This window comes from Stenotrophomonas maltophilia complex sp. Om-AH-Sm3 (assembly GCF_059337855.1).
The window spans coordinates 525501-546724 of the sequence record NZ_JBYBLQ010000001.1; the positions used below are offsets into that span (position 1 = coordinate 525501).

A 21224-nucleotide genomic window follows, 5' to 3' on the forward strand; every position below is an offset into this window, starting at 1 on the left:
GCGCTGGCTTATGGTCCGGGTCTGCCAACGGCGCCTTGGGAGGGGAATTGCCGATGTCATCCACTGCTGTACGCGCGGTGTTCGCGCACATGCTCGGCCTGGCCCTGATCGGGTGGGCGACGCTGGTACAGGCCACGCCGCAGGTGGCCAGCGTCGAATCGCCGGGCAAGGTATTGAAGGTCAGCCTGGTGCTGGACGGCGGCACCGCGCGCTACCGCGTCGAGCGTTTCGGCGAACCCGTGGTGGAGGATTCGAAGCTTGGCTTTGCCCTGCGCGACGGCCGCCTGGACCGCGATTTCGCCCTGCTTGGCCAGCAGCGGCGCAGCGTCGATGACACTTGGGAGCAGCCGTGGGGCGAGCGCCGGCTCACCCGCAACCACTTCAACGAGCTGACCGTGCAGCTGGCCGAAACCACCGGCAGCAAGCGTCGGCTGGATGTGGTGTTCCGCGCCTACGACGATGGCCTGGGCTTCCGCTATGTGTTCCCCGAACAGCCGAACCTGCACGAGGCGATCATCGATGACGAACTGACCGAGTTCGCCATCGCGCCTGAATCCACCGCTTGGTGGATCCCCGCCGGCGAACCGATCCACTACGAATACCTCTACCAGCGCACGCCGCTACGCGAAGTACCGCTGGTGCATACGCCGATGACCCTGCGCAGCCGCGATGGCCTGCATCTGGCGATCCACGAGGCGGCGCTGGTGGACTATGCCGGCATGTGGCTGCGGCGCACCGAGGGGCAGCGCCTGCGCGCGCAGCTCTCGCCCTCGGCCGAAGGCTGGAAGGTACGCCGCGCCCTGCCCTTCGCCACGCCGTGGCGCACGCTGCAGATCGCCGACCGCGCCGGTGGCCTGGTCGAATCGGACCTGATCCTCAACCTCAACGAACCCAACGCGCTGGGCGATGTGAGCTGGGTGAAGCCAGCCAAGTATCTGGGCGTGTGGTGGTCGATGCACCTGGACAACGAGAGCTGGGCGACCGGGCCGAAGCACGCGGCCACCACCGCCAAGACGAAGAAGGTGATCGACTTTGCCGCTGCGCACGGCTTCCGTGGCGTGCTGGTGGAAGGCTGGAATCCGGGCTGGGACGGTAACTGGGTCGGCAATGGCTACGACTTCGATTTCACCCGTGCCACGCCCGATTTCGACATCGAAGCGCTGTCGGCGTATGGCCTGAACAAGGGCGTGCACCTGATCGGTCACCACGAAACCGGCTGCGCCATCGAACATTACGAGGCCCAGCTGGGCGCCGCGCTGGACCTCTACGCACGACTGGGCGTGGACCAGTTCAAGACCGGCTACGTCTGCGACGACGGCCAGGTCGACCGCCGCAATCCCACGGGGGGCCCACTGTGGCGCGAGTGGCATGACGGGCAGTTCATGGCCCGCCACCATCTGAAGGTGGTGCAGGAAGCCGCGCGCCGGCACCTGTCGGTGAACCCGCATGAGCCGATCAAGGATACCGGCCTGCGCCGCACCTATCCCAACTGGATCTCGCGCGAAGGCGCTCGCGGCATGGAGTACAACGCCTGGGGCCAGCCACCGAACCCGCCTGAGCACGAGGTCAACCTGGTGTTCACCCGCATGCTGGCCGGGCCGATGGATTACACCCCCGGCATCCTCAGCCTGAAGGGCCGCCACGGCCAGGCCATCCCCAGTACGTTGGCGCGGCAGCTGGCGCTGTACGTGGTGCTGTACAGCCCGATCCAGATGGCCGCCGACCTGCCCGAACACTACCTGCAGCATCGCGAGGCGTTCCGTTTCATCGAGGACGTGGCGGTGGACTGGGAGCAGAGCCGCGTGCTCGATGGCGAAGTGGGTGACTACGTGACGATCGTGCGCCGCGACCGCAACAGCCGCGACTGGTTCCTCGGCAGCATCACCGATGAACACGGCCGCGTGCTGCCGGTGTCACTGGGCTTCCTGGAACCTGGCGTGCGCTACCGCGCCGAGATCTACCGTGATGGTGAAGGTGCGGATTTCCGCAGCAACCCGTTCGCGTTCGCACGCGAAACCCGCGAAGTGACCAGCGCCGATGCACTGACGCTGGTGCTGGCACCGGGCGGTGGCCAGGCCATTCGCTTCACGCCATCGGATTGATGAACGCCCCCGCGTGCCGCTCGCCGGGCATGGCCCGGCGCTACCGTGGCGGGGGTCTGAAAGCGATTACATCCCTGCAAACGCCATTGAATACGTATGCAGGGTGATTCCCGCGAAGAACGCGCTGCCTACCATAGCGGCGACGACAGCGGCCACCGCGTCGCACGTTCACGGCGCCGCCGGAACGCTCACAAATCGATCTGCAACATTGCCTGGGAGGGGAAAATGTTGAACCACAAGCGCAGCGCGCTGAGCATCGCGCTGGCCGTTGTCCTGGCGCCGACACTGGCGTCGGCACAGTCCACGCAGAACACCACCACACCGGCCGGCACCGCCGCCACCAACCTCGATACGGTGCAGGTCACCGGCATCCGCCGCGGCATCGAGAGCGCGATCGCGGTCAAGCAGGACGCCACCTCGGTGGTCGAAGCGATCTCCGCCGAAGACATCGGCAAGCTGCCCGACGTCAGCATCGCCGAGTCCATTTCGCGCCTGCCCGGCCTGGCCGCCCAGCGCGTGGCGGGCCGCGCGCAGGTGATCAGCGTCCGCGGCCTGTCGCCGGACTTCGCCACCACCCTGCTCAATGGCCGCGAAGTGGTCAGCACCGGCGACAACCGTGGCGTCGAGTTCGACCAGTACCCGTCCGAACTGGTCAACGGCGTGACCGTGTACAAGACCCCTGACGCGGCACTGGTCGGCCAGGGCCTGTCGGGCACCATCGACATGCAGACCGCGCGCCCGCTCAGCTTCGGCGAGCGCGTGATCGCGGTCAGTGGCCGCTACCAGAAGAGCTCGCTGGGCCGCGCCGCCAACACCGATCCGTACGGCAACCGCTTCAGCGCCAGCTACATCGACCAGTTCCTGGACAAGACCCTGGGCATCGCCATCGGCTATGCGCACAGCGACATGCCGATCCAGGAGAACCAGGTCGGTCTGTACGAGCCGTGGACCACCGAGCACACCGACAAGGGCGACCGTCCGGGCGTGGGTGCCGGCACCTACTTCTCCGATGGCATCAAGGCGCTGCGCCGCACCGGCAACAACAAGCGCGACGGCGTGATGGCCACGATCCAGTTCCGGCCGAACAACAGCTGGACCAGCACCTTCGATGCATTCCACACCGAAGCCGAGCAGATCGACACCGCCAACCAGTTCGAGCTGAGCCTTAGTGGCAATGGCGAGGACAGCAACAATCCCAACGCGATCCTGCCGGTGTTCAGCAATGTCGGCCGCAATGCCGATGGCAGCTTCACCGGTGGCACGATCAGCAATGCGTACCCGCTGGTCCGCGGCATGTACAACAAGCGCAAGGACAAGATCGACGCGTTCGGCTGGAACAACGAGTTCAACGTCGGCGGCGTGAAACTGGTCGCCGACCTGAACTACTCGAAGGCGACCCGCCGCGAGATCAACCTGGAAAACAACCTGCAGCTGGTGCCGCGCCCGCAGTTCGACACGATCGGCCTGGTGGTGAACAACAACAGCTTCTCGCAGATCACGCCGGGGCGTGACTATTCCAGTCCGGACAGCCTGTTCCTGACCAATACGATCTATGGTTCCGGCTACGGCAAGGTGCCGGAGGTCGAAGACCGCTTGAAGGGCGCCAAGCTGGCGGCGACGCTGCCGGTTCCCGAGGCCATGTCCAGCTGGTTCTCGGATGTGGACGTGGGCGTGAACTATGCCGACCGCCGCAAGCAGAAGGCCCAGGCCGAAGGCAACATCCTGCTCGGCGCCCAAGGCGAATCCACCATCGCCCCGGACCTGCAGTACCGCCCGGTCAACCTCGGCTTCGCCGGCATCGGCTACATCCCGTCGTGGAACGTGCCGGCAGCAGTGGGTCGCTACATGACCTTCAAGCCGGTCGACAATCTGGACTACCTGATTCCCAAGTCGTGGACGGTCGAGGAGAAGATCACCACCGCGTGGGCACGCCTGAACATCAACACCGACATCGGCGTGGTCGGCGTGCGCGGCAATATCGGCGTGCAGATGCAACACACCGACCAGAGCTCGGATTCGCGCTACTGGGACAGCTCGCAGCCGGTGGGCAGCAACATCCAGCCCTTCTCTGCCGGCAAGACCTACAAGGATTGGCTGCCGAGCTTGAACCTGGTGTTCCTGTTCCCGCATCAGCAGACGCTGCGCTTCGCCGCCGCCAAGCAGGTCGCGCGCCCGCGCGTGGACCAGATGCGTGCCGGCCTGGAATTCGGTGTGGATACCAACAACGGCCGCCCCGGTGGCAGCGGCGGCAATCCGTTGCTGGATCCGTGGCGCGCGACCGCGCTGGACCTGTCCTATGAGAAGTACTTCGGCGAGAAGGCCTACGTCGCAGCGGCGATCTTCTACAAGGACCTGAAAAGCTACGTCTACACGCAGTCGGTGGACAATTACGACTTCAGCGGCCTGCTGGGCAACTACGTGCCGCCACCGGGCATGACCGCACCGGTGCTGACCACCGGCACCTTCTCCACGCCGCAGAACGGCAAGGGCGGTACGTTGAAGGGGCTGGAGCTGACCGGGTCGTTCCCGCTGGAGATGCTGACCGACAGCCTGCGTGGCTTCGGCGTGCAGGCCAGCGCGACCTTCAACAAGAGCGACATCACCATCCTAGATCCGGAAAGCGCCTCCAGCGTGGGCAGTGACCCGATCAGCCTTCCCGGCCTGTCCAAGCGTGTCTACAACTTCACCGCCTACTACGAGCGCAGTGGCTTTGAAGCACGCGTGAGCCAGCGCCGCCGCTCGGACTTCATTGGTGAGATCGGCAACTTCAACGGCAACCGCACGCTGCGTTACGTGGTGGGCGAGAACGTGACCGATGCACAGGTCAGCTACACCTTCAGCGACAGCAGCAGCCTGCGCGGGCTGACCCTGCTGCTGCAGGGCAGCAACCTGACCAACGAGCCGTACCGCACCTATGCCGGCAGCAAGGACCGCCCGCTGGAGTACATCGAGTGGGGCCGCACCTACATGCTGGGCGTGAACTACAAGTTCTGATCACGACCGGGTAGTGCCGGCCGCTGGCTGGCACCCCGAACCCGGTAGCGCCGGCCGCTGGCCGGCAACACAAAGGGAGCAGGACCGGAAACCCGCTGCGCAGGCAGCGGGTTTTCTTTTGCGCGGATGCCGGCACGTCATCAGCAAGGCCCATGCAGCGACGTTCCAAGCCGTAGATCCACGCCATGCGTGGATGCCGTTCACCGGAATTCCAACCACAAAAAAGGGACGGGGCGCTTCGGCCCCGTCCCCGCAAGTACCGCCACCGGAGAAAACGGTCAGCTGCGTCGGGCGCAATACACCGCGCGCGGCGGCAGCTGGAGTTCATTGCCCTCCACCGTGCCCGCATCCGGGCCCGGTACCGCCACCTGCTGCCAGTTGCCCGGCGGCAGCGGATGGGTCACTGCCTCGGCCGACAGGTTGAAGGCCAGCAGGAGGGTTTCATCTGCAAGCATACGCTCGAACAGCAGCACGGGCTCGGCGCTTTCAAGGAATCTGATGCTGCCATGCAGAAGCGCCGGCTGGGTATGCCGCCAGGCCAGGAACGCCCGGAACGCCGCCAGCACCGAATGCGGGTCGCGTTCCTGCACGGCCACCGCCGCCGCCCGGTGCTCGGCCGGAATCGGCAGCCAAGGCTGGCCGCTGGTGAAACCTGCTAACGGCGCATCGGTCCATGGCAGCGGGGTGCGGCAGCCATCACGGCCCTTGAAGTTCGGCCAGAAGGTGATGCCGTAGGGGTCCTGCAGTGCCTCGAACGGTACCTCGGCCTCGGCCAGGCCGAGCTCCTCGCCCTGGTACAGGCAGACCGAACCGCGCAGCGAGCACAGCATCGCCACCAGCATCCGCGCCAGGCGCGGGTCAGCCGGGTGGCCGCCCCAGCGGCTGACCGCCCGCTCCACGTCGTGATTGGAAACCGCCCAGCACGGCCAGCCTTCGGTCATCGCCGCTTCCAGGCGTGAGACCGTGTCGCGGATGTAGGCCGCGCTGTAGTCGTTTACCAGCAGCTCGAAGCTGTACCCCATGTGCAGGCGGCCATCGCGGGTGTACTCGGCGGTGGTCGCCAGCGAGTCCTCCGAGGAGATCTCGCCCAGGCTGACCGCGCCCGGGTACTGATCCAGCAGCGCGCGCAGGCGCTCCAGGAACGGCAGGTTCTCCGGCTGCGTGTTGTTGTAGTAGTGGTACTGGTAAGCGTACGGGTTGTCCGGGCTGAAGCCGCGCCCCACCCGCTTCTCCGCCGGCTTGGGCGGGTTGTCACGCAGCTGCGCATCGTGGAAGCAGAAGTTGATCGCATCCAGGCGGAAGCCATCCACGCCGCGATCGAGCCAGAAGCGGACATTGTCCAGGGTGGCCTGCTGCACGTCCGGGTGATGGAAGTTCAGGTCCGGCTGGTCGACCAGGAAGTTGTGCAGGTAGTACTGCTCGCGGCGCGGCTCCCATTGCCAGGCACAGCCGCCGAACAGTGACAGCCAGTTGTTGGGCGGGGTGCCGTCCTCGCGCGGGTCGGCCCAGACGTACCAGTCCGCCTTCGGATTGCTGCGGTCCTGGCGGCTCTCGCGGAACCAGGCATGCTCGATCGAGGTATGGCTCAGCACCTGGTCGATCATCACCTTCAGGCCCAGGCCGTGGGCCTTGGCCAGCAGGCGGTCGAAGTCGTCCAGGCTGCCGAACAGCGGGTCGACGTCGCGGTAGTCGGCGATGTCGTAGCCGAAGTCGGCCATGGGGGACTTGAAGAACGGCGAGATCCAGATCGCATCCACGCCCAGCGCGGCAATGTGGTCCAGGCGCTCGATGATGCCCGGCAGGTCGCCCACCCCATCGCCGTTGGCATCGAGGAAACTGCGCGGGTAGATCTGGTAGATGACGGCTCCGCGCCACCATGGATAGTGCGACATCGACAGCCCCCCTCCGGGCATGCGGGACCCGCCGGCAGCGGGCCGAAATCCTGATCCGGCAAGCTTAGCGGTGGCCTCGCGGGCATGGCGCAACCTGCATACGTATTCACGCGAAGGGCCGCGCAGGCCGGGCTGGAATTGCCGCTCGGGCCAGTTTGCGCCCGAATTCACGGCCAGCGCCTATAATCGATGGTGAGCCTGAAAGCCTGATCGCATGACCATCACCGAAGACACCCGTCCCGCCCTGGGCCTGCCCCAGATCCAGTCGCTTGCCGCGGCCGACATGGCCGCCGTCGACGCCCTGATCCGGCGCCGGCTGTCCTCGGACGTCGTGCTGATCAACCAGATCGCCGACCACATCATTTCCGCCGGCGGCAAGCGCCTGCGCCCGATGCTGGTGATGCTGGCCGGCCACGCGGTCGGCCAGGCCGGCCCGGAGCACCACCAGCTGGCGGCGATCATCGAGTTCATCCACACCTCTACCCTGCTGCACGACGACGTGGTGGACGAGTCCAGCCTGCGGCGTGGCCGCAGCACCGCCAACGCGCTGTGGGGCAACGCGCCCAGCGTGCTGGTGGGCGACTTCCTGTACTCGCGCAGCTTCCAGCTGATGGTCGAGCTGGAGCGCATGCCGGTGATGCAGATCCTGGCCGATGCCACCAACCGCATCGCCGAGGGTGAAGTGCTGCAGCTGCTGCATGTGCACAACCCGGACACCGATGAAGCCGCCTACCTGCGCGTGATCGAGCGCAAGACCGCAGTGCTGTTCGCCGCCGGCACCCGCCTGGGCGCGCTGGCCAGCGGCGTGGACGAAGCCACCCAGCAGGCCCTGTTCGACTACGGCATGCACCTGGGCTATGCGTTCCAGATTGCCGACGACGTGCTGGACTACTCGGCCAACGCCGAGGAGCTGGGCAAGAACCTGGGCGACGACCTCGCCGAGGGCAAGGCCACGCTGCCGCTGATCCACGCGATGGCCCACTCCGACGACGCCACCCGCGAGCGCCTGCGCACCATCGTGCAGGACGGCGACGCCTCGGCAATGCCGGAAGTGCTGGCCGCGATCCGCGCCACCGGCGGCCTGGAGTACAGCCGCCGCCGTGCCGAAGAGTACGCCGAAGCCGCCGAGCGTGCGCTCGACGGCCTGGGCGACAATGACGCCGTGGCTGCCCTGCGCGGCCTGGCCCGCTACGCGGTGCAGCGCTCGCATTGACCGGTAGTGCCGACCAACGGTCGGCACCTACCAAACCGGCATTCCGGTGGGTGCCGACCGTTGGTCGGCACTGAAACGGTCGCATTGACCGCATCTGGTAGTGCCGGCCGCTGGCCGGCATTGAAGCATCGGTAGGTGCCGACCGTTGGTCGGCACTGAAGCATCGGTAGTGCCGGCCGCTGGCCGGCATTCCCGATGACATCCGCAGCATCATGAGGTTGCCGGCCAGCGGCCGGCACTACCGCTGCACGAATCAACGTTTTTCGAAGCGCTCCTCGAAGAACTCATCCAGCGCCTTCCACGCGCGCTTTGCCGCCCGCTCGTTGTACTGGCACCCCGGCGGGCTGTTGGCGTCGCGCTCGGCGAAGCAGTGCACGGCACCGCTGTAGTTGGTGAACTCCCAATCGACCTTGGCCGCGTCCATTTCCTTCTGGAAAGCGGCGATGTCCTCGGCGGTCACGCTCTTGTCATCGGCCCCATTGAGCACCAGCACGGACGGATGGGTGCCACCGGCCTGCGCCGGCAAGGGCGAACCCAACCCACCGTGCAGGCTGACCACAGCGGCCAGCGGCGCACCGGCGCGGGCCAGCTCCAGCACCGTGGTGCCACCGAAACAGAAACCGACCGCACCGATCCGGCTGGCATCCAGCGGCACCTTGCCGGCCTGCGCCTTGAGCACGTTCACCGCTTCCAGTGCACGCGCACGAAGCAGCGGCCGGTCATTGCGCAGCTTGCTGGCCACCGGCCCCGCCTCCGCATCACTCTTCGGCCGCACGTCCTTGCCATAGACATCGGCCACCAGCACCACGTAGTCATCACCGGCCAGCTGCTTGGCCTTCTCGATGGCCGACTCGTTCACGCCCTTCCAGTTCGGCACCATCACCAGGCCAGGGCGCTTGTCATGCTCGCCGTCGTCATAGACCAGCACGCCACTGAAGGTCGTGCCCTGGTGCTTCCATTCCACCGGCTGCGTCTTCATCGCCGCCCACGCCGGCATCGCCGCCAGCCCCAGCATCACCGCCACACCGCATCGCCAACGATTCATGCGCCTGCTCCGCAAGAAAAAGGGGACGGAGGGGATTAAGCCGTATTCGCCCCTCCCGCGTCGCATTCTGCATTGGCGGCGTGACGCAGGTGTGGTTGGATACGACTTAATCCCCTCCGTCCCCTTTTTTCGCATGAATCTTGTTGATCGCTTTCTGTCTGGCCTGATCCCGCGTTTGCCTGCCGAGGATGCCCCGCAGTGGGCACATGTCCAGGGCGCCAGCGCCGAGGACCTGCAGCGCCTGCGTGCGCAGTGGCCGCAGGTGCCGGACAGCCTGGTGGAACTCCTATCGCGCGTGGATGGCACCCACTACCGGGAGTACCCCGGCGGCAAGGTCTGCGTACTGATGCTGGGCTCGGACGTGGAGGACGGTGGCTACCCGTACTACCTGCGCTCGGTCGCGCAGATCTTCGAGGACCAGCAGCAGTGGGACGACAGCATCCGTTCCATCTACGAAGAGTGGCTGGATGAGGAGCCGGAGATCCTCGGTGAAGGCATCGACGGTGATCTGCCGATGAGCAGGCGCCTGTGCTTCTCGCACTGCATGAACAACGGCGGCACCTCGATGCTGTACCTGGATTTCGATCCGGCACCGGGTGGTACGGTCGGCCAGGTGGTGCGCTACCTGCACGATCCGGACAGCTACGCAGTGATCGCCCCCAGCTTCGACGCGTACCTGCAACAGATGATTGATCGCGATTATGCGTTCATCGACCAGGACGAGGATTGAAACCCAGCCGAGCATGGGCTCGGCTCTACAGTAGATTCACGCCATGCGTGGATGGCGATCTCACCCGCGTTCGATCCAGTGCAACGTGCCGGGCGCGAACGCCAACAGATCCGCTGCGGCCAGCTGATCCCGCGACCAGCGCCGTTCCGGCGGCTTCGGCTGCCGGGCACCCACCGAACCGTCATAGTCGCGCACCAGCAGGCCGATGCGCGCGGCCCCAGCCTGCAACAGCGCGTCGATACGCTGCAACCACTGGCCGGCATCGTCCAGAGCTTCATCGCGGCGTGCCTGCTGATCCTGTTCATGCTGCGCCGCCTGCGCCGCCAACGCGCGCGCGATCTTCGCTTCGCTCCAGCCCTTCCTGCGCCAGCGTTCGGCATCGCCGTTCCACTCACGAACCGCCTGCGCCGAGGCCAGCGACGTGCCGCAATCGCAGTGCGCGGCACTCAGCCACGGCTGCCAATCCGGGCCCACCACTGACTGCAGGCTGGGCGAATCCTGCGCAAACAGGCGCCGGCCACTGCGCTGCATGATCGCGGCGGCTTCAACGTGCGATAAGGATGCGGGCAGGAACAGGGTAATGAAGGTGCACATGCGGGCATCCGGGTCCGTCCGGGGATGCCTGCATGATAAATGCACGATGGGGTCAGAACCCTTTCCTGCGGAAAGGGATCCGACCCCGATCCCGCCGGTCAGGCGATGCCCAACCCCGGAATCGCGCTGATGCTGTCCGGATCGAACCCAGCCAGTTCGGCGAAATGGCGGCCACGCGCCACGTAGTCGCGGTAAGCACCAAAGCTCGGCGCACCCGGCGACAGCAGCACCACCCCGCCCTGCGCGCCCAGCGCCGTGCGCGCCAACGCCATCGCCTCGGCAAGATCGCCCGCAGCGTGCAGGCCGAAGCGGCCGGCGTCGGCCAGCGGCTGCAGCATCGCGTGGATGCGCGGGCCGTTGCTGCCCATGGTCACGATCTCCACCGGCGGCACATCGTGCGCCATGTGCTGCATGAAGTCGGTCCAGTCCAGGCCACGGTCGTGCCCGCCCACCAGCAGCGCGATGCGCTGCCCGGCGAAGCACTCCAGCGCAGCCAGGCTGGCATGCGGCGTGGTGCTGATCGAATCGTTGACGTAGGTCAGGCCATCGGCCAGGCCAATCCGCTGCAGGCGGTTTGGCAGCGGGCGGAAATCCTGCACCGCCGGCGCCAGCGCCACCGCGTCCAGCCCCAGTGCCTCCAGCGCGGCCAGCACCGCGCACAGGTTGCCGCGGTTGTGGCGCCCCGGCAGCGGCGTGTTGCGGGTATCGAACACCGCCTGTTCGCCGCGATGCACGATGTCGCCCCGCATATGCCAGCCCTGCGGCTGGTTGAACCAGACCACCTCACTATCGGGCAGCGACAGTGCCGCCAGGTGCGGATCGGCGGCATTGAGCACGGCGATGCGCGGTGCGGCTTCAGTCACCAGCCGCAGCTTGTCCTCGATGTAACGTTGTTCGCTGCCGTGCCAGTCCAGGTGTTCGGGGAACAGGTTCAGTACCACCGCCACCTGCGGGCGGGCGCCACTGCGCGCTACTTCACCGGTCTGGTAGCTGGACAGTTCCACCGCCCAGTATTCCGGCGCGGGTTGCGGATCCAGCACTTCCAGCAGCGGCAGGCCGATGTTGCCGACCAGTCCGGTGCGATGCCCGGCGGCCCGCAGCAGGTGCGCGACCAGCGCGGTGGTGGTGCTCTTGCCCTTGGTACCGGTCACGCACACGGTGTCGTGCACGATGCCGTCGTCGGCCGCGTGTTCGGCAAACCACAGCGCGGTGCCGCCGATGAAGGTGGTGCCCTGCTCTGCCGCCGCCAGCGCGATCGGCTGGTAAGGGCTGATGCCGGGCGACTTGATCACCACATCGAACGCGGCCAGCGCTTCGGCCGAGGGGTCGCCAAGTACCTGCAGCGCGCCCTGCGTTTCCGCACGCGCGGCTTCGGCTTCAGCGGCCGGGCAGAACAGGCTCAGGCCAAGCGTTGGCAGGCGCTCACGCAGCACCGCAAACGCGGCGCGGCCCTCGCGGCCCCAGCCCCACAGCGCGACGCGCTTTCCTTCAAGCTTCGAAATCTTCACGCACCCGTTCCCACAGCGCAGCCGGAACGCGGTGCTCGCCCTGCAGCTGCAGCAGCGGTGCCAGTTCCAGTTCGGCGGCATCCAGCTGCGGCTGGATCTCATTGCAGAAGCGCTTCACCAGCACGTCTTCCTTCCATTCCGGGCGCTGGGCCAGCGTCGCCATCGCCGCACGCGATTCGCGGCCTTCGCCCACGCACTCGAACGGCTTGTGGTCCTGGAATTCCAGCAGCGCGTCGAAGCCACCGGCCTGCTCGGCATCGTCCAGCAGGTTGCGGCCGAAGATGCGCACCAGGCGCGTCTTTGGCATGAACGGGGCCAGCGCCAGGAACACGAAATGGCACTTCGGGCAGACGCCGCACCAGCGGTTCACCGGGCGCTCGCCAAGGATGTGGAAATTGCGGTTGCAGCTGGAGAAGTGCGCGTCGTAGAAATCAGTCTTGGCGAACTGGCGGGCCACCGCCAGCTCGGACATCGGGCGCAGCAGCGAGTAGTACTGCAGATCCGCCGCCACGTACTTCCGCACATGGCTGCCGAACGCCTGCTCGCAGGCCCAGCCCTTGGACCACTGGTGATTCACTTCGCCGGTGCCCGGAATCTGGCTGCCGTAGCTGGCCGAACGCTCGTTGGAGAACACGACCTGGTCCACGCCGTGCAGCAGGGCGGCCAGCACCATGATTGCCGAGTTCACCACCGTCACCGGGATATGGCCGTTCCAAGCGCCCTGGCGGTTCAACTCGAACAGTTCCGGCGCCAGCGTGCGGCCCAGGTTCAATGTCGGCAGGCCGGTGCGCTCGGCGCACGCACGGATCAGCTGCGAGCCACCGATCCAGGTCACGGTCTCGTCCACGCCGGCACGGCGCAGCGCTTCGATGCTCACCAGCGAATCCTTGCCGCCGCCGATGGCCACCAGCGCGTGCGGCCGCAGGCCCAGCGCCGGCGCCTGCACGGCCTCGCCCTGCACCGGCAACCGGAAGCGGCCGCGCAGGTTCAGGCCGTTGCGATAGGCGAATTCGCCCAGGCCATTGAGGTAAATGGTCTCCACCAGTGCGGCGGTATCGGCATCGATGCTGTAACTGTCGATGCTGACCGTATCCGGTACGCCGGCCTTGTAGTAGCTGACGCCGGCGATCAGGTGCAGCAGCTGCAGCGCACGCTGCACGGCGGCGGCACGCGCCTCGTCCAGCACGAACGGGGCGCCCGGCACGGTGATGGTTTCCACCATCTCCGGGCCGTCGTCGAAGGCGTAGACCAGCCGGGCCACGCCGGTATCCGCTGCGAAGTCGCAGTGGACGAAGCGGAAGCGGGAAACCTGGTGTTTGTCGAAAGCAGTCATGGTGTATCCGGTCAGGCACGGGCCCGCGCGAAGGCGCGGGGCGTGTCGGTGGGCGGGTGCAGGGCGCGGGCGGTGGTCATTCGATCACGTCTTCGCGCGGCAGCATCCGCTGGTTGTAGGTGTTGGCCATCACATAGCCGTAGGCACCGGCATCGGCTATCAGCATCACGTCGTCCGGCGCGGTCGACACCGGCAGCTTGCGGCGCTTGCCGAACACATCGCTGGATTCGCAGATCGGCCCGACCACATCGAACGCCGCTTCGGCATAACCGCCCTGGCGGCTGAGGTTCTCGATGTCATGCCAGGCGTCGTACAGCGCCGGGCGCATCAGTGCGTTCATGCCGGCGTCCAGGCCGACACGGCGCACGCCGTCCTTTTCCACCACCTGGGTGGCATGGGTCAGCAGCACGCCCGATTCGGCCACCAGGTAGCGGCCCGGCTCGATCGCCAGGCGGAATGCCGGGTGCAGTGCCTTGACCTCGGCCAGGCCCTCGGCCCAGGCGTCCAGGTCGAAGGGTTCGTCTTCGTCGCTGTACGGAATCGGCAGGCCGCCACCGATGTCGATGGTCTGTACGCTGCCGATGCGGCGGGCGAAACCGGCCAGCTCATCGCACATCAGGCGCCAGTGCTGCGCGGTTTCCACGCCGCTGCCCAGGTGCGCATGCAGGCCCACCACGCGGCTGCCCAGTTCGGTGGCCGCGCGCACGAACTCGTCGACGCGGGCGATCGGCAGGCCGAACTTGGACTCCTTGCCACCGGTACGGACCTTGGCGTGGTGGCCCTCACCCCGGCCCAGATCGACGCGCAGCCACAGCTCGCGGTTACGGAACAGGTCCGGCCAGCGCTGCAGCGCTTCCACGTTGTCGACGGTCACGGTCACGCCCAGCGCAAACGCCGCCTCGTACTCGCTGCGCGGGCAGAAGCTGGGGGTGAACAGCACGCGCTTGGGCGACAGTTCCGGCAGGTGCTGGAACACATGCTTCAGCTCGCCATGCGACACGCACTCCAGGCCGAAGCCTTCGGCTTCCAGCAGCTGCAGGATGGCCGGGTGGCTGTTGGCCTTGATCGCGTAGTAGCGCTGGTCGATCGGCTTGATTGCGGCCAGTGCACGGGCGCGGGCGCGCACCGTCGGCAGGTGGTAGACGTAGCGCGGCGTACCGGCATCGGCCAGCTGCAGCAGGTGCGCACGCTGGCCGCGCCACCACGGCGTGCCGCGCGGGCGCACGGTGCCGGCAATCTCGCGCCAGCGCGGGCCGAACACTTCGGTCTCTTCCACCGGCATCGCGCCGCTGTCGATCAGCTCTGCGTGCAGGATCGGCAGCAGGCCATCGGCATCGGCCTCGTCGATGACGAAGGTCAGGTTCAGGTCGTTGGACGACTGCGAGATCATGTGTACGCGCTCGCGGCCGAAGGTCGCCCACACGTCCGACAGCTTGTGCAGCAGCGACCGCATGCCGCGGCCCACCAGGGTGATCGCCGCGCACGGCACGATCACCTTCACCTTGCAGATCTGCGACAGGTCGGCCGACAGCGCGGCCAGCACATCGGTGTTGACCAGGTTCTCGGACGGGTCCAGCGACACGGTGACGTTGGTCTCGGCCGAACCGATCAGGTCCACCGACAGGCCGTGCTTCTTGAACAGGTTGAACACATCGGCCAGGAAGCCGACCTGCTGCCACATGCCGATGCCTTCCATCGACACCAGCACGATGCCATTGCGGCGGCTGATCGCCTTCACCCCCGGCACCGGTGCGGCGCTGCCATCGATGCTGGTGCCCGGCAGTTCCGGGCGCTCGGTATCGAGGATGGCCATCGGCACGCCGGCATCGCGGCACGGCTTGATCGAGCGCGGGTGCAGCACCTTGGCGCCGGTGGTGGCGATTTCCTGCGCCTCGTAATAGTCCAGGCGGGTCAGCAGGCGCGCGTCTGGCACGTCCTTCGGATTGGCGCTGAACATGCCCGGCACATCGGTCCAGATCTCCACCCGGCTGGCGCCGAGCAGCGCACCGAAGTACGCCGCCGAGGTATCCGAGCCACCACGGCCGAGGATGGCGGTACCGCCATCGGCATGCCGCGAAATGAAGCCCTGGGTGATCAGCAGGCGGGTCGGCTGCGCGCGGAAGCGCTGCATCCACTCCGCGTCGGCGCGCCACTGGCAGTTCACCGACAGCCGCTGCGACCAGTCGCTCTGGTTCGGCTGCGGCGGCATCGCGTCCAGCCACTGGCGGGCGTCCATCCAGCCCATGTCCAGGCCCGAGGCGCGCAGATAGGCCGCGCCCAGGGTGGAGGACAGCAGCTCGCCCTGGCCCAGCACTTCGGCCTGCCAATCCAGCGGACGGGTAGCCGCCCGCGCATCGTCGAGCAGGCCCTGCAGCGCCGCCAGCCGTTCGGCCAACACCTCGCGGCCCAGGCCGAGTTCGGCCAGGAAGCCCTCATGGCGCTCGACAAGCGCTGCCACCCGATCACCGCTGTCCGGCGCGCCGTCGGCAATCGCGGTCAGTTCGTTGGTGACCCCGGACAGCGCCGATACCACCACCAGCACGCGCGATCCGGTCTCTTCCGCGCGTTTTTTCGCCAGCTTCCCGATCGTGTCCCAGCGGTGACGACGCGACACCGAAGTGCCGCCGAACTTCAGTACGATCCAACGATCGACAAGGGGGGAAGCTGACATGGATTGGCTATGTAGAATGTGGGGAAGCCGCCCTCGGGGGCGGAACCTTTGATTCTAAGCGCAATATCCCCGTAGATGGCCGTCCTCCGTTACCTGCAGCTCGATGTCTTCGCCCCCCGCCCCGGAACCGGCAACCCACTGGGCGTCATCCTGGACGCCGACGCGCTCTCCAGCAGCCAGATGCAGGCCCTGGCTACCTGGCTGAACCTGTCCGAGACGGTGTTCTTCCTGCGCCCCACCGCGCCCGGCGCCGATTACCACATCCGCATCTTCACCCCGACCCGCGAGCTCGCCTTCGCCGGCCACCCCAGCGTCGGCGCCGCCTGGGCGACGGTGACCTGCGGCCTGGCCCAACCGCGCGACGGCGCCCTGCTGCAGCAATGCGCGGCAGGGGTGCTGCCAGTACGGGTGAGCGGTCCGGCCGAGGCACTGGAGATCCAGCTGGCCAGCCCGCCGGCACGGCAACTGGACACGGAGGCAGACGGAGCGCCCGCCGCGCTGTTGGCGCTCGCTGCCGACGGGCAGGTGCCCGAACTCTGGGACAACGGCGCACGCTGGTGGCTGCTGCCACTGCGCGATGCCGCCGCCGTTCGCGAGCTGGCACCGGACATGACCGCGCTGGCCGACTGGAGCCTCGCCACCGACGCTACAGGTCTGGCCGTCTTCGCCGATGAAGCCGGCACCGGCCACACCCGCGTGGTGCGTGCCTTCTGCCCCGCTGATGCGCCCGCCGTGCCCGAGGATCCCGTGACCGGCAGTGCCAATGCACTGATCGGCGCCTGGCTGCGGCAGCGCAATGCCCTGCCCGGCCGCGAGGGCCGCTACGTGGCCAGCCAGGGCCGCGAAGTGGGCCGCGATGGTCGCGTGCAGGTACAGGTCGATGCGCAGGGCACGGTGTGGATCGGCGGCCAGGTGCAGCCGGTCATCGACGGCCAGATCCGTTGGCTGTAGAGCCGAGCCCACGCTCGGCTGCTTCTTCTCACACCCCGACACAGCCGAGCATGGGCTCGGCTCTACAACCGCGCGTTAAGCTGCGCGCCACCCGATCCTGGAGTTTCGCCCCGATGACCACCCGCCGTTTCCTGCAGCTGGATGTGTTCTCCCCGCGCGCCGGCGCTGGCAACCCGCTGGCCGTGGTACTCGATGCCGAAGGCCTGGACGACGCCAGCATGCAGGCCATCGCACGCTGGACGCGCCTGCCCGAGACCACCTTCGTGTTCCCGCCCCAGGCCGCCGGTGCCAGCTACCGGCTGCGCATGTTCAGCCCGCAGAAGGAAGTGCCGTTCGCCGGCCACCCCAGCGTCGGCACGGCGCATGCGGTGCTGCAGGCTGGCCTGGCCACACCGATCGACGGCGTGCTGGTGCAGGACGGCATTGCCGGTGTCCTGCCGCTGCGCGTCAGCGGTGAGGGCGCGCAGCGGCGCATCGCCATCCGCACACCGCGCGCGCAGTTGGCGGAGACCGCTGAAGCCTCCGACCCGCGCCTGCAGGCAGCACTGAAGGACTGGCCACTGGGCTCGCTGCCGGCGGCGCGCATGCAGGGCGGACGCAGCTGGTGGGTGGTGCAGGTGGCCGATGAAGCCGCGTTGCGTGCCCTGCATCCGGACTGGGACGCGGTGGCTGCGCTGGCCGAGTCCACCGACAGCATGGGCGTGTTCGCCTATGCCTTCAGCGATGGCAGTGAGGGATTCGATCTGGCCGTGCGCGCTTTCGTCGGCAATGGTCGGCGCTTCGAGGACGCCGCCTCGGGGGCCGCCAATGCAGTGCTGGCCGCGTGGCTGGACCTGCGCGACGCGCTGCCACGTGGCCGTGCACCGTTCGAAGTCAGCCAGGGCCGCGAAGTCGGCCACGATGCGCGCCTGACCCTGCGGGTCGACGAGGACGGCGAGGTCTGGTCGGGCGGCCAGGTGCAGACGGTGATCACCGGCACCCTTGATTGGTGATCGCGCTGGGAGGTAGAGCCGGCCGCTGGCCGGCTGCTACATGGACCTCGGCATCATGCGGTTGCCGGCCAGCGGCCGGCACTACCCTCAGCCCAGCTCGGCTTCCAGGCTGATCGGCACCGCGCTCAGCGCCTTGGATACCGGGCAGTTCTGCTTGGCATCATCGGCAATGGCACGGAACTGCGTCGCATCGATGCCGGGCACCACCGCCCTGACCTTCAGGCGGATCTGCGAGAACTGCGGACCGCCTTCCAGGGACAGGTCGACCTTGGCTTCGGTGTCCAGCGAGGTCGGGGTGAAGCCTGCTTCGCCGAGCTTGGCTGACAACGCCATGGTGAAACAACCCGCGTGCGCGGCGGCAATCAGCTCTTCCGGATTGGTGCCCTTTTCGTCGCCGAAGCGGCTGTTGAAACCGTAGCGGGTCTTGTCCAGCAGCCCACTCTGCGGCGTGCTCAACTGCCCCTTGCCCGTCTTCAGATCGCCTTCCCAGTGCGCGGTGGCGTGTCGCGAGATTCCCATTGTGCTGCTCCTGCGTGGCGGTGATGAACGGCTACCCTCGCACGCCACGCGTTAGCCCTGCGTCGCTCCGCCGCACGCCGGACGTCGCCCCCGAGTCCGGCGCGTGGACACTTCCTCGCCAGCCCGGAACGCATTTTCCTCTTGTTTTCAGTGGTTTCGCGCGCCCCACCGATCGGCGGGCGCCGGCGATCGAACACGCTGGCGTGCCCCCATCCCCCACCGCCGACCATGTACTGAATCGGCCTGGATATGAAAAAACATGCACTTTCCGCGCTTCGGGCTATTGGCGGCGCCCAAGAGTTGCCCTACATTGCGCTTGCCGACGGGGTTCGGCGCCGACCAAACAACCAACCGTTCACGGAACAGGAAACCATGGCAAAGACCGCTAAGAAGGCTGCCCCGAAGAAGGCAGCGAAGAAAGTCGCGACGAAGGCAGCCGCCAAGCCGGCCGCTCCGAAGCCGATCAAGGAAGTGCTGACCAAGTCCGGCCTGGTTGCACACATCGCTGAAGCCTCCGGCGTCATCGCCAAGGACGTCCGCGCTGTGCTGGCCTCGCTGGAAAGCGCCGTCGCCTCCTCGGTGCACAAGAAGGGCGCTGGCTCCTTCACCCTGCCGGGCCTGCTGAAGATCACCACCGTCAATGTGCCGGCCAAGCCGAAGCGCAAGGGCATCAACCCGTTCACCAAGGAAGAGCAGTGGTTCGCCGCCAAGCCGGCCACCACCAAGCTGAAGGTGCGTCCGCTGAAGAAGCTGAAGGACGCCGCGCTGTAAGCGCGCGCCCCAACGTGGATTCCGACGGGACGGCTCTGGTCGTCCCGTTTTTTTTGCGTGCCCGGCGGTAGATCCACGCCATGCGTGGATGCGTCGCGCTGTGGCAATCCGCAACACAGCGTTGCCGCCTCCCCGGGAATGCCCGTACAGGCCCGTCGCCACTGGCCGAGCGCGGCCTGGGCAGGTGCTGGAACGTACCGGGTGGAACACTGCGTGCAGCGCCGGCCGTCGCCTCAGGCCGTGGCCTTGCCTATGGTGGGCACATCCTCCACAGCTACGGCGAGCACACCCTCATGGCCAGCCCCTCCACCCGCTACCGGATCTCGGTGACCCCCATCGAAAAGGACGGGTTGCAGTGCACCGGGCGCTGCACCATCGAACTGGAACATCGCGCCAGCCGCGACCTGATGCGCCTGCTGGAGGGGGCCCCGCGTACCGCCGGTATCAGCGGCGACGAGCGCGCGACCCTGGTGATCGCCACCCAGCTGCTGCGCGATATCGTGCAGCGCCATGCCGAGACCGGCGGCCACGCACTGGCGGCCATCGCCGGCCAGGTCCTGCCAGCGCTGGACGCTCTGGATCAGCTGCCCTCCTCCCGCTGATCCCGGCGCAATCGCTACACTGCCGCCCTCCAGGTTGCCTCGCGGAGGAGGCAGACATGCGCAGGAACCTGTTGCTGATCGCACCCTTGGTGCTGCTGGGCTGTTCACGCCCGGCAGCACAGACGACCGGCGACATCGCGGCAGCGTCCGCTCCCGTCGCTGCCACCGCAGCCGCGGACACTCGCACCGGCCCCGATCCCGCAGCAGTGCAGGCAAGTGAAATGCCGGTGCTGTCTGCTGTCGCCGACGGTGCCGAGCCGCCATCGACGATGCTCAACCGCTACGTAGCGGCGTTGCTCAACCGCGACCGCGCCGCCAGCGATGCCGCCTGGACGATCCCGCCCAGCGACCCGCGGCATGCGGACGACGCCGCGCTGCGGCAGCTGCAGGACCTGCGCACCCTGCGCCTGCACAGCGATCCCCCGCTCGCCCGCGACGATCGGCAGCCACCACAGCTGCTTGAAGTGCCGGTGCAGATCCGCGCGGTCACCGCCAACGGTACGTTCCGCTTCGGTGGCTGGTACCGCGTGCAACCCAGCAGCGATGGCAGCGCCTGGCAGATCCAGTCGGCGCAACTGCGTCCGATGCTGGACTGAACCGTTACAGCCGCATGCACGCGCGATTCAGCCTGCACGGCTACTCTTTGATCCATCCATTCCCTGCCATCGGTCACCGCCATGCGCCTGCGTTCCCTGATGACCCGCCTCGCTGCCTCCACCGTACTGATCGCCGCTGCGATCGGCGCGCAGGCGGCTCCCTCCATTTCCGGCCGCGAACTGTCGGTGGGTGCCAGCGACGTGCAGCAGTACCTCGATGGCAGCTTCCCGCGCACCCAGGACGCCCTTGGCGGCCTGATCTCCCTGACCATGAGCCATCCTCAGCTGAGCCTTCCGGCCGGCGAGCGCTTGAACCTTGGCATGGACGTGGCACTGGCCACCGCCGGCGGCAACCCGGCCAAACTGGGTACGGTGAAGCTCAGCAGCGGCCTGCGCTACGACGCGCAGACCCAGGGCTTCCACCTGCAGCAGCCCAGCGTGGATGACTTCACCCCGGCCAACCAGGGCGGCCGCCTCGACTCACGCACCCGCGGCCTGCTCAATGCCTGGCTGAGCGACTACGCCCAGCGCGAACCGATCTACAAGCTGGACCCGGCCGTGGCCGGGGTGCTCGGCGCGCTGCAGGTGCAGGCGGCACAGGTCAAGAACGGCAAGCTGGTGGTCACCTTCAACCAGAACCTGGGCAACCTGGTGCCGGCAGGCCTGCTGGGCAAATAAGGTAGTGCCGGCCGGCGGCCGGCAGCGCAGACT

At 67.4% G+C, this 21224-nt stretch carries 17 protein-coding genes; 10 read left to right on the forward strand and 7 right to left on the reverse strand.

The window, feature by feature from the left end; all coding sequences use genetic code 11:
• The first annotated feature begins 47 nt into the window (after window positions 1-47).
• Together AC10QF_RS02440 and AC10QF_RS02445 are read left to right on the forward strand one after the other, a co-directional pair.
• Entirely contained in the window at window positions 48-2102 is a 2055-nt protein-coding gene (locus AC10QF_RS02440) for a glycoside hydrolase family 97 protein (RefSeq protein WP_494541681.1), read from the forward strand.
• 225 nt (window positions 2103-2327) lie between these two features.
• Window positions 2328-5096 carry a TonB-dependent receptor gene (locus tag AC10QF_RS02445; protein WP_181452168.1) on the forward strand — a complete coding sequence of 923 codons (2769 nt, stop codon included), beginning with the start codon at window positions 2328-2330 and terminating at the stop codon, window positions 5094-5096.
• A 278-nt stretch (window positions 5097-5374) separates the two neighbouring features.
• Here AC10QF_RS02445 and AC10QF_RS02450 read toward each other — a convergent pair whose 3' ends face one another.
• The gene (locus AC10QF_RS02450) at window positions 5375-6988 is read right to left on the reverse strand and encodes an alpha-glucosidase family protein (RefSeq protein ID WP_111175552.1); all 1614 of its coding nucleotides are present in this window, start codon (window positions 6986-6988) and stop codon (window positions 5375-5377) included.
• A 214-nt stretch (window positions 6989-7202) separates the two neighbouring features.
• Between AC10QF_RS02450 and AC10QF_RS02455 the strand changes: the two genes are divergently transcribed.
• Window positions 7203-8201, forward strand: coding sequence for a polyprenyl synthetase family protein (locus AC10QF_RS02455; RefSeq protein ID WP_061479203.1), 999 nt, complete (start codon window positions 7203-7205; stop codon window positions 8199-8201).
• 253 nt (window positions 8202-8454) lie between these two features.
• Here AC10QF_RS02455 and AC10QF_RS02460 read toward each other — a convergent pair whose 3' ends face one another.
• Window positions 8455-9246 carry a dienelactone hydrolase family protein gene (locus tag AC10QF_RS02460; protein WP_134955622.1) on the reverse strand — a complete coding sequence of 264 codons (792 nt, stop codon included), beginning with the start codon at window positions 9244-9246 and terminating at the stop codon, window positions 8455-8457.
• Between the two features lie 133 nt (window positions 9247-9379).
• Between AC10QF_RS02460 and AC10QF_RS02465 the strand changes: the two genes are divergently transcribed.
• Window positions 9380-9976: an SMI1/KNR4 family protein gene (locus tag AC10QF_RS02465; protein WP_494541682.1), complete on the forward strand. Its 597-nt coding sequence runs from the start codon at window positions 9380-9382 to the stop codon at window positions 9974-9976.
• 60 nt (window positions 9977-10036) lie between these two features.
• Here AC10QF_RS02465 and AC10QF_RS02470 read toward each other — a convergent pair whose 3' ends face one another.
• The 4 genes from AC10QF_RS02470 to AC10QF_RS02485 all read right to left on the reverse strand — a co-directional run bounded on the left by AC10QF_RS02470 (window position 10037) and on the right by AC10QF_RS02485 (window position 16082).
• On the reverse strand, window positions 10037-10570 hold the full coding sequence (locus tag AC10QF_RS02470) for a hypothetical protein (RefSeq protein ID WP_494541683.1): 534 nt from the start codon (window positions 10568-10570) through the stop codon (window positions 10037-10039).
• 98 nt (window positions 10571-10668) lie between these two features.
• Window positions 10669-12078, reverse strand: coding sequence for a UDP-N-acetylmuramoyl-L-alanine--D-glutamate ligase (gene murD / locus AC10QF_RS02475; protein ID WP_494541684.1), 1410 nt, complete (start codon window positions 12076-12078; stop codon window positions 10669-10671).
• Entirely contained in the window at window positions 12059-13411 is a 1353-nt protein-coding gene (gene murL, locus AC10QF_RS02480) for a UDP-N-acetyl-alpha-D-muramoyl-L-alanyl-L-glutamate epimerase (protein ID WP_494541685.1), read from the reverse strand. The genes murD and murL overlap by 20 nt, the downstream gene beginning before the upstream one ends.
• A gap of 76 nt (window positions 13412-13487) precedes the next feature.
• On the reverse strand, window positions 13488-16082 hold the full coding sequence (locus AC10QF_RS02485; RefSeq protein WP_061479209.1) for a bifunctional aspartate kinase/diaminopimelate decarboxylase: 2595 nt from the start codon (window positions 16080-16082) through the stop codon (window positions 13488-13490).
• Window positions 16083-16157: 75 nt separating this feature from the next.
• On the opposite strand from AC10QF_RS02485, the gene AC10QF_RS02490 reads away from it, so the two are divergent.
• Window positions 16158-17033 carry a PhzF family phenazine biosynthesis protein gene (locus tag AC10QF_RS02490; RefSeq protein WP_494541686.1) on the forward strand — a complete coding sequence of 292 codons (876 nt, stop codon included), beginning with the start codon at window positions 16158-16160 and terminating at the stop codon, window positions 17031-17033.
• Window positions 17034-17146: 113 nt separating this feature from the next.
• Complete coding sequence (locus AC10QF_RS02495) at window positions 17147-18025, forward strand: PhzF family phenazine biosynthesis protein (RefSeq protein WP_494541687.1); 879 nt, start codon at window positions 17147-17149, stop codon at window positions 18023-18025.
• Between the two features lie 87 nt (window positions 18026-18112).
• Here the strand turns inward: AC10QF_RS02495 and AC10QF_RS02500 are convergent, their stop codons facing one another.
• Window positions 18113-18544, reverse strand: a complete 432-nt coding sequence (locus tag AC10QF_RS02500; protein ID WP_494541688.1) for an OsmC family protein — start codon at window positions 18542-18544, stop codon at window positions 18113-18115.
• A gap of 372 nt (window positions 18545-18916) precedes the next feature.
• Between AC10QF_RS02500 and AC10QF_RS02505 the strand changes: the two genes are divergently transcribed.
• The 4 genes from AC10QF_RS02505 (at window position 18917) to AC10QF_RS02520 (ending at window position 21191) form a co-directional block, all read left to right on the forward strand.
• Complete coding sequence (locus AC10QF_RS02505) at window positions 18917-19315, forward strand: HU family DNA-binding protein (protein ID WP_005415606.1); 399 nt, start codon at window positions 18917-18919, stop codon at window positions 19313-19315.
• A 293-nt stretch (window positions 19316-19608) separates the two neighbouring features.
• Window positions 19609-19917 (forward strand): DUF3861 family protein, encoded by a 309-nt coding sequence (locus AC10QF_RS02510; protein ID WP_069139020.1) that lies wholly within the window; start codon window positions 19609-19611, stop codon window positions 19915-19917.
• Between the two features lie 56 nt (window positions 19918-19973).
• Window positions 19974-20513, forward strand: a complete 540-nt coding sequence (locus AC10QF_RS02515; RefSeq protein WP_065177922.1) for a hypothetical protein — start codon at window positions 19974-19976, stop codon at window positions 20511-20513.
• Window positions 20514-20594: 81 nt separating this feature from the next.
• On the forward strand, window positions 20595-21191 hold the full coding sequence (locus AC10QF_RS02520; RefSeq protein ID WP_005415603.1) for a YceB family lipoprotein: 597 nt from the start codon (window positions 20595-20597) through the stop codon (window positions 21189-21191).
• Window positions 21192-21224 lie beyond the last annotated feature (33 nt).

Bases quoted from the DNA above. Each gene is read 5' to 3' on its own strand.
- AC10QF_RS02445 (WP_181452168.1), top strand. From the start codon at position 2,328: ATGTTGAACCACAAGCGCAGCGCGCTGAGCATCGCGCTGGCCGTTGTC.
- AC10QF_RS02450 (WP_111175552.1), bottom strand. From the start codon at position 6,988: ATGTCGCACTATCCATGGTGGCGCGGAGCCGTCATCTACCAGATCTAC.
- AC10QF_RS02455 (WP_061479203.1), top strand. From the start codon at position 7,203: ATGACCATCACCGAAGACACCCGTCCCGCCCTGGGCCTGCCCCAGATC.
- AC10QF_RS02460 (WP_134955622.1), bottom strand. From the start codon at position 9,246: ATGAATCGTTGGCGATGCGGTGTGGCGGTGATGCTGGGGCTGGCGGCG.
- AC10QF_RS02465 (WP_494541682.1), top strand. From the start codon at position 9,380: ATGAATCTTGTTGATCGCTTTCTGTCTGGCCTGATCCCGCGTTTGCCT.
- AC10QF_RS02470 (WP_494541683.1), bottom strand. From the start codon at position 10,570: ATGTGCACCTTCATTACCCTGTTCCTGCCCGCATCCTTATCGCACGTT.
- murL (WP_494541685.1), bottom strand. From the start codon at position 13,411: ATGACTGCTTTCGACAAACACCAGGTTTCCCGCTTCCGCTTCGTCCAC.
- AC10QF_RS02485 (WP_061479209.1), bottom strand. From the start codon at position 16,082: ATGTCAGCTTCCCCCCTTGTCGATCGTTGGATCGTACTGAAGTTCGGC.
- AC10QF_RS02490 (WP_494541686.1), top strand. From the start codon at position 16,158: ATGGCCGTCCTCCGTTACCTGCAGCTCGATGTCTTCGCCCCCCGCCCC.
- AC10QF_RS02495 (WP_494541687.1), top strand. From the start codon at position 17,147: ATGACCACCCGCCGTTTCCTGCAGCTGGATGTGTTCTCCCCGCGCGCC.
- AC10QF_RS02500 (WP_494541688.1), bottom strand. From the start codon at position 18,544: ATGGGAATCTCGCGACACGCCACCGCGCACTGGGAAGGCGATCTGAAG.
- AC10QF_RS02505 (WP_005415606.1), top strand. From the start codon at position 18,917: ATGGCAAAGACCGCTAAGAAGGCTGCCCCGAAGAAGGCAGCGAAGAAA.
- AC10QF_RS02510 (WP_069139020.1), top strand. From the start codon at position 19,609: ATGGCCAGCCCCTCCACCCGCTACCGGATCTCGGTGACCCCCATCGAA.
- AC10QF_RS02515 (WP_065177922.1), top strand. From the start codon at position 19,974: ATGCGCAGGAACCTGTTGCTGATCGCACCCTTGGTGCTGCTGGGCTGT.
- AC10QF_RS02520 (WP_005415603.1), top strand. From the start codon at position 20,595: ATGCGCCTGCGTTCCCTGATGACCCGCCTCGCTGCCTCCACCGTACTG.